Consider the following 6237-nt stretch of genomic DNA (forward strand, 5'->3'; position numbering starts at 1 on the left):
CTCGCAGAATTTCGCGCCGCCTTCGAGGATCGCGCTCGTCATGTCCGGCGTCAGGTCGCCGAAGCCCGGCACGTCGCTCCGCTTGTCGATTTGCAGAAGCTCGTGGAACAGGAACAGGAAATCTTCCACAGGGGCCTTGTAACTCGGCATGGTCGCGCTCCTTCGCTGGGGCTTTGGTTTCTGAACTCGAGGTGTCTCTAAAAACTCTGTGTCATCCGGGACGGCGCCTTCCGGCGAAAATCCGGAAACGCCGAGACCCAATTCAAATTTCAGTGTCACCCCGGCGAAAGCCGGGGCCCATGGGCCTCTCCGCACTCTCCGCCCGGCGGGCTCCGGCGCGGCCTTTTGATCTTGATCGTCATGCCCGGACAAGCCGGGTCATGACAGGGCGGAAGAAGGCTTAAGCCCCCAAAGACGCAGCGTCAACGCCGCCCGCCCCGGCCCGTTTTCAGCGCCCTAGGGTGCCTCCCCTACTGCCTTCAATTTTGTCAGTAAGCGGCGCGGAATATGGAGGAAAAGGGGGTGGGAGTCGAGGGGTGATATAAGGAGCTACGGGCGTAGACCGACTCCCGGATAGGGAGAGTCCTAAATCCAAAGGGCCAACTATGGACCTATACCAAAACCGCCTAGTAGCGATGCTCGATGTTCTTGGTTTCGACTCCAAGATTTCGTCATCTGCGGCAAACCTCTTGAACATCATGCAGGAGTATGTACCTCTAACTCGGGATGCGAAGACTGCTGCATTATCGCCGCGGCCCGTTGAGGGAAGCCCTTCAACTCCTCCGCCCAACTTTGAAATTGCCGAGTTTGTTTTCGATACGCTCGTACTTGTCTCGAAGCCAATAAGCCCGAAGAGCGTCGGAGATTTTATCCTTTCTACTTGCGAGCTGATGGAGAAGTTTTTCGCTCATCAGTATCCCTTGAGAGGCGCGATATCTCTCGGGTCCGTCGCTGTTGACCAGGAACCACACATTTTTCTTAGTGACGCATTTAAAAGGTTGTCTAGATATGGCGATGCCCAAAACTGGGCCGGGTGCGTAATTTTGCCTGAAGCAGAAGATTTGGTGGTCGAGAATTTACTTGGCGATCTCGATTGTCATGTAGCTCGACAATCTTCCGCAATATGCAAAATCTCTCCCCCCTGGAAGATTGAAAAGGTGCCGCAGGATTTCTTGGACCGAAGTTTTTGGTGCTTGAATTGGTCGTACTTCTTGCAAAAGGAAATTGTGCAGGAGGGGCTGAACTTCCTAAAAGGAGATCGCGAGAAATTCGAAGGCACCAGACGCTATCTGGATCAACAGCTAACGCTGCCCGACGATCTTCAGTTGCTGCCTGACGATTTCGCGCCGGCCAAAACATTTAAATGCATGAAAGCACGGTCGAGCGCGCGGATGGCTTTTTCCGACGCAGACGGCAATCCTGCTCAACCTAACGGAGAGTTCTCTGTGAGCTTTTACTAGCCATGCTGCGATTGGAATAGCCTTCTCCGCGCCGTCCGACGTCTCCGCGCTCGTTACGCCGCCTTCCTCAACTTCATCTCCACCCTCAGCCCCGCGCGGATCGCGAGCCGCGTCAGCATGTCGAGGCTGAAGCTTTCGATCTGTCCCCGGAGCATGTTGTTGAGGCGCGGCTGGGAGATGCCGAGCCGCTTCGCGGCTTCCGCCTGTGTCAGCTTCCAGGCGCTCACGCGGTCGCGCAATGCGATCAGCAAATCCGCGCGCAGCCGCATCGTCTCGGCTTCCGCTTCGTCCTTCGAAAGCGCCTGCCAGACGCTGTCATAGGCTTTTTCGGGGGTCTTCGGTTTCTCCGCCATACTCAACTCCTTTCGCGCCGTTTCTTGACCAGCGCCTTGTACCGTGCCGCCGCGATGTCGAGGTTTCGCTGCGGCGTTTTCTGCGTCTTCTTCGCGAAGGCATGCAGCACATAGACCGCTTCCTCGAACTTCGCGACATAGATGACGCGGAATTGTCCGTCCGCTCCGGCAATCCTTATCTCCCGCACGCCCGCGCCGATGCCTTTCATCGGCTTCCAGTCGTCGGGATCGCGCCCAAGTTCCACGAGGTATATCTGGAAGCCTGCGTTCTCTCGCGCCGGGGGCGGGAAGGCGAGCAGCTCGTCCAGCGAGCTGCCTTCAAAAACCGCCTGCTTCTTCTTGTCCGCGCCCATGAAGTCTCTTTATATAACCACTTATATAAAAAGTCAACTCTCCCCATAAACCTCCCCTTAAGGCCCTCCGTCCCAAACTGTCCGTGGGATGAGGGTTCCGGCTATACTCCGGGCCCGGAGGGCAATAATGAGCAATGACGAGCAATCCGCGCCGCCGGGCGCCGACGCGCCGCGCGTGCCGCCATCGGCCGCCATTCAGGCGGAATATTGGGGCGAGCCGGAGGCGATCCGGCCGCATCTCACCGCGCAGGCGCCGCTCGACGTGCTCGACTACTGGCTGCGGCTTCGCGGCGCGCGCCGTTTCCCCTCGCGCTCGGATTTCGATCCGATGGAGATGCGCCGCCATCTGCCCAACATCTTCCTGCTCGACGTGGCGCCAGGCGGCAGCTTCCGCTACCGCGTCGTCGGCTCGCTCATTTCCGAATTTTTCGGCGTCGGCAATCCGGCCGGCATGACGCCCGAGGACGTGTTCGGCGCCAATGCGGAAGTCGCGCTGTCGCCGCTGCGCATCTGCCGCGACGCCCGCACGCCCTATATGCACACGGCGTCGGCGAGCTGGCTCTATCGCGACCGCACCTATGTCCATTACGAGGTGCTGCTGCTTCCCTTCGGCGAGAGCGACGAGGCGGTGAACAAGGTTCTCTGTTGCGCCGAATTTCTCGGCGAGGACGGCGCGCGGTCCTGAGCCGGGCGCGACGCATGCCTCCCGCTCTCTCCCGACAAATATTCCGTATTCTGATTACTTGCATGTAACTGCCTGTTAATGCCCCCGGGCAGAAGATGGCAGTGCAGACGGGGGCGCCTTTCAATGGAGGGAGGCAGGCATGCACTTTACATTGCCGGTCAGGGACGACGCATCCGCCGTCCAGGCCGAATATTCAGGCGGGCCGGACGCAATCCGGCCGCATCTCGATGGCGAGGCGTTGCCTGCCGTGCTCGATTATTGGGAGCGGCTTCGCGGCAGCCGCCGCTTTCCGCCGCGCTCCGCCTTCGATCCGATGGTGCTGCGCGCGCATCTCTCCCATGTCTATCTGCTCGACGTGCTGCCGGATGATGTCTACCGCTACCGCGTCGTCGGCGGCGCCATCGCCGATTTCTTCGGCGAGACCAGTCCCGTCGGCCGCACGCCGGAAGAGGTCTTCGGCGCGACGGCCGGGATCGCACTCGCGCCCTATCGCCTCGTCTCGGCGCAGGGCTGCCTCTACATGCACACCGCGTCCGCCGTCTGGCTCTACCGCAACCGCACCTATGTGCATTACAGCGTGCTGCTCCTGCCGATGGGCGAAAGCGAGCAGCGCGTCGACAAGATCCTCGCCATCGTCGATTTCGTGCCCGAGCGGGAAGCGTCCTCCCGCTGAGCGGCCGGGGGCCTCACTCCACCTTCGCCCTGAACTCCAGCCCCATCACCGCATTGCGTGTCTCCGGTTCAGGTGCATCCCGCTCCGCCCGGGCCTGAACGCTCCGTATAGGTCTTTTCAGCGGGTGATTTTCAGCGGGTGACGGGCGCCAGCGCGAAACCCGCCGCTTCCGTCTCGCCCCGTGCCCGCATCGACCACATCACCCATAAATCCTGAAGCCGGTCCTCCAGCGCGCCCGCCTCCGCGACGATCCCGCGCGCCCGTTCCCGCTCCGGCGTGACGACACTTCCCCGCGCGCCGATCCGGTCGCGCTTCGCCGCGTCCACCATCATGACGCGCAGCCGGTCGAGCCGCGCCGCGAGGTCGTCCCGTCGCGCCGCCGCCTCGTTGCGCGTCGCCGCCTCGCCGAGCGCCGCCTCCGCCGCCGTCATCGCGGCCTCCGTCTCCGCCAGGTCCGTCATCGCGGCCTCATGGTCCGCCGCGCTCATCGTCCGCGCCGCCGCCGCGCCGGAAGAAATCCCCAGCGCACAGGCGAGAAGGGCGGGGACAAGAAAAAGCCGCCTCGCGCGTTTTCCGCCGCTCGCCTTCGCCGCCCGCCGAAACTTGTCCCCGTCCATTTATCCTCCCTGGCGTCTTTATCGGCTCGGGCCGAATCGGGCCGGATCGGCGTCCTTGCCGTCCGCCGGTCCCGATGCCGGTTTATCCTCGCATGGGGCAGCCGGAAGGGGAGGGGATAAATGCCGTCCGGGCCCTCCCCCGAGTGTCCGGAGGGCGGGGACAAGTGCCGCCGGCGGGCGTCCCGGAAGCCCCCGAAACCGCTTCATGACAGTTCAGTGACAGTTCGATGACAGACGGGGCCTTATCCCCGGGGTGCAGTCCATGTGCGAGCATCGCGCCGCCTGTTTTTGAACCGTGCGCGGCCGTCCGAAATCCCTATGATGCGGCCAAACGCCATTCCCGAAATCATCGGAAGAGACCCCATGAACGAGATCGCCACGCCCGCCAGGAACTTCGACGACGCCAACCCGAAAGACGGTCTCGGCGGCGCGCTCGGTATCGTCCGTACACTGTATATGGATGCCGAACAGGGCCGTGCCGCCATCGAATGCGAGGCGCAGATGCGCATGTGCCATTCGGGCGGCGTGGTGCAGGGCGGTTTCGTCACCGGCTGGATCGATGCCGCGATGGCGCGCGCCGCCATGTGCGTGACGAATTTCGAGATGACGCCGATGTCGCTTGAAATCAAGATCAGCTTCTTCCGTCCCGCGCAGCCGGGGCTTCTCGTCGCCGAAGCCTGGATCGAGCGGCGCGGCCGCTCCACCATCTTCCTCGAAGGCCGTCTGCTCGATGCGGAAAAAAACGTGCTGGCAAAGGGTTCCTCCACCGTTCGCATGATGCCGCTCATCGACATGAGCAAGGGCGGGCCGGGCAAGTCCAAAGCTCCGTGAGCGGAGCATGGCGGCGATTCTCCGCCGCGCGGTTTCTTCACGCTCACTCACACAAAGCTGTTGCACGTAGGGCACGCTGCCTCGAAAACATGCAGCGTTTCCGTGCTCTCCATAATATTCCGTCGCGAAAAGTTCATGTGCCGCAGGCACTTGTTCGATTGTGGCAACAATCTGGCGCCGCATCGGCGCAACAGGCCCTTGCGTGTGCGGGCTTTGCAGGGCAATTGTCCACTCGGGCTTGCGGGGCGCTCGTGGAAACAAGACGAGGCTCTGAACATAATGAAATCCGCACTTCGCACTCTTTGCGCCGCCGGCGTCGCTCTGGGTCTCGCTGGCTTCGCCACAGGCGCGGCCGCACAGGAGCAGACCCGTGGAAACGTCTACAACCAGACGGCTTTCCAACCCGGTCTCTATGTCGGTGGCGGTCTCGGCTGGGGCTGGTCCGACAATGACGACGACTGGACCTGGAAGGGTCTCGCCGGCTGGCGTCTCAATCAGTACCTTGCCGTGCAAGGCTTTTACGCCGATCTCACCGACATAACGGTCGGCGGCGTCAGCGACAGCGTCGACACCTACGGCGCCGAACTTCTCGTCTCCTTTCCCTTGTCCGACACCATGGCCGTCTACGGCAAGGGCGGCGTCCACAATTACGACGATGTCGGTTCGGGCCGCGAGTTGAGCTGGCTCGGCGGCGCCGGCCTCGACTTCTCGCTCACCGAGAACATGTCGCTCCGCACCGAGTGGACGCATTACGATCTCGACAGCGACAACGTGGACGACCTCAGCGCGCAGCTCATCTTCGCGTTCTGACACGAAAGCAGTATCGGTTCCCTGCGGGGGGAAACCGGGCGGGCAGGCGGCCGTTCCGTTCACACGGGGCGGCCGCTTTCGTTTTTGAAGGTTGTCTGCGCCCCTAGCACTCTTCCTTCCACCCTCCCCCTGTGGGAGGGTCAGAAAATTCGAGCGACGCGAAGAATTTTATGGGGCGGGGGCGCAGAGTTTCCTCTCCCCCGCCCCGAAATTTGTTTCGCTTCGCTCACAAATTGTCGACCCTCCCTCAAGGGAGGGTGGAAGGAAGAGTGGTTGCAGCGCAACGACTCTTTCAAAACGAAAGCGGCCGCTCCGTGTGAACGGAACGGCCGCCTGCCCTCCCGGCTTCCCCCCTCAGGGAACCGAACTTTCAGCGCATCAGAACGCGAAGATGAGCTGCGCGCTGAGGTCTTCGACCTGGTCGCTGTCGAGATCGTAATGCGTCCACTCGGTGC

The 6237-nt window shown here is 62.0% G+C and carries 10 protein-coding genes; 6 read left to right on the plus strand and 4 right to left on the minus strand.

The features are described 5' to 3' along the window. Positions 1 to 150: acyl-CoA dehydrogenase N-terminal domain-containing protein (locus Q8S60_RS15515; RefSeq protein WP_305668707.1), on the minus strand; the 150-nt coding region annotated here is incomplete at its 3' end. Positions 151 to 605: 455 nt separating this feature from the next. Between Q8S60_RS15515 and Q8S60_RS15520 the strand changes: the two genes are divergently transcribed. Beyond that, the gene (locus Q8S60_RS15520) at positions 606 to 1460 is read left to right on the plus strand and encodes a hypothetical protein (RefSeq protein WP_305274879.1); all 855 of its coding nucleotides are present in this window, start codon (positions 606 to 608) and stop codon (positions 1458 to 1460) included. 53 nt (positions 1461 to 1513) lie between these two features. Here Q8S60_RS15520 and Q8S60_RS15525 read toward each other — a convergent pair whose 3' ends face one another. Together Q8S60_RS15525 and Q8S60_RS15530 are read right to left on the minus strand one after the other, a co-directional pair. After that, on the minus strand, positions 1514 to 1813 hold the full coding sequence (locus Q8S60_RS15525; protein ID WP_305274878.1) for a helix-turn-helix domain-containing protein: 300 nt from the start codon (positions 1811 to 1813) through the stop codon (positions 1514 to 1516). Between the two features lie 2 nt (positions 1814 to 1815). After that, positions 1816 to 2166 carry a type II toxin-antitoxin system RelE/ParE family toxin gene (locus Q8S60_RS15530; protein WP_305274877.1) on the minus strand — a complete coding sequence of 117 codons (351 nt, stop codon included), beginning with the start codon at positions 2164 to 2166 and terminating at the stop codon, positions 1816 to 1818. Between the two features lie 127 nt (positions 2167 to 2293). Between Q8S60_RS15530 and Q8S60_RS15535 the strand changes: the two genes are divergently transcribed. Together Q8S60_RS15535 and Q8S60_RS15540 are read left to right on the plus strand one after the other, a co-directional pair. Further along, on the plus strand, positions 2294 to 2851 hold the full coding sequence (locus Q8S60_RS15535) for a PAS domain-containing protein (RefSeq protein ID WP_305274876.1): 558 nt from the start codon (positions 2294 to 2296) through the stop codon (positions 2849 to 2851). Positions 2852 to 2990: 139 nt separating this feature from the next. Beyond that, positions 2991 to 3524 (plus strand): PAS domain-containing protein, encoded by a 534-nt coding sequence (locus tag Q8S60_RS15540; protein ID WP_305274875.1) that lies wholly within the window; start codon positions 2991 to 2993, stop codon positions 3522 to 3524. A 131-nt stretch (positions 3525 to 3655) separates the two neighbouring features. On the opposite strand, the gene Q8S60_RS15545 is transcribed toward Q8S60_RS15540, so the two are convergent. Then, a complete protein-coding gene (locus Q8S60_RS15545; protein ID WP_305274874.1) occupies positions 3656 to 4141 on the minus strand; it encodes a hypothetical protein in 486 nt (161 codons plus the stop codon). 363 nt (positions 4142 to 4504) lie between these two features. On the opposite strand from Q8S60_RS15545, the gene Q8S60_RS15550 reads away from it, so the two are divergent. The 3 genes from Q8S60_RS15550 to Q8S60_RS15560 all read left to right on the plus strand — a co-directional run. After that, a complete protein-coding gene (locus tag Q8S60_RS15550) occupies positions 4505 to 4972 on the plus strand; it encodes a PaaI family thioesterase (RefSeq protein WP_305274873.1) in 468 nt (155 codons plus the stop codon). Between the two features lie 279 nt (positions 4973 to 5251). Next, on the plus strand, positions 5252 to 5782 hold the full coding sequence (locus Q8S60_RS15555; protein ID WP_305274872.1) for a porin family protein: 531 nt from the start codon (positions 5252 to 5254) through the stop codon (positions 5780 to 5782). 273 nt (positions 5783 to 6055) lie between these two features. Continuing rightward, positions 6056 to 6237, plus strand: a 182-nt coding sequence (locus Q8S60_RS15560; protein ID WP_305668706.1) for a hypothetical protein, incomplete at its 3' end; no start/stop codon positions are given.

Source organism: Parvibaculum sp., from assembly GCF_030694575.1.
Taxonomy (GTDB): Bacteria; Pseudomonadota; Alphaproteobacteria; order Parvibaculales; family Parvibaculaceae; genus Parvibaculum.

What these genes read in the sequence shown, in the direction of transcription:
- Q8S60_RS15540 (WP_305274875.1), top strand. Translation starts at nt 2,991, where the DNA reads ATGCACTTTACATTGCCGGTCAGGGACGACGCATCCGCCGTCCAGGCC.
- Q8S60_RS15525 (WP_305274878.1), bottom strand. Translation starts at nt 1,813, where the DNA reads ATGGCGGAGAAACCGAAGACCCCCGAAAAAGCCTATGACAGCGTCTGG.
- Q8S60_RS15520 (WP_305274879.1), top strand. Translation starts at nt 606, where the DNA reads ATGGACCTATACCAAAACCGCCTAGTAGCGATGCTCGATGTTCTTGGT.
- Q8S60_RS15530 (WP_305274877.1), bottom strand. Translation starts at nt 2,166, where the DNA reads ATGGGCGCGGACAAGAAGAAGCAGGCGGTTTTTGAAGGCAGCTCGCTG.
- Q8S60_RS15550 (WP_305274873.1), top strand. Translation starts at nt 4,505, where the DNA reads ATGAACGAGATCGCCACGCCCGCCAGGAACTTCGACGACGCCAACCCG.
- Q8S60_RS15545 (WP_305274874.1), bottom strand. Translation starts at nt 4,141, where the DNA reads ATGGACGGGGACAAGTTTCGGCGGGCGGCGAAGGCGAGCGGCGGAAAA.
- Q8S60_RS15535 (WP_305274876.1), top strand. Translation starts at nt 2,294, where the DNA reads ATGAGCAATGACGAGCAATCCGCGCCGCCGGGCGCCGACGCGCCGCGC.
- Q8S60_RS15555 (WP_305274872.1), top strand. Translation starts at nt 5,252, where the DNA reads ATGAAATCCGCACTTCGCACTCTTTGCGCCGCCGGCGTCGCTCTGGGT.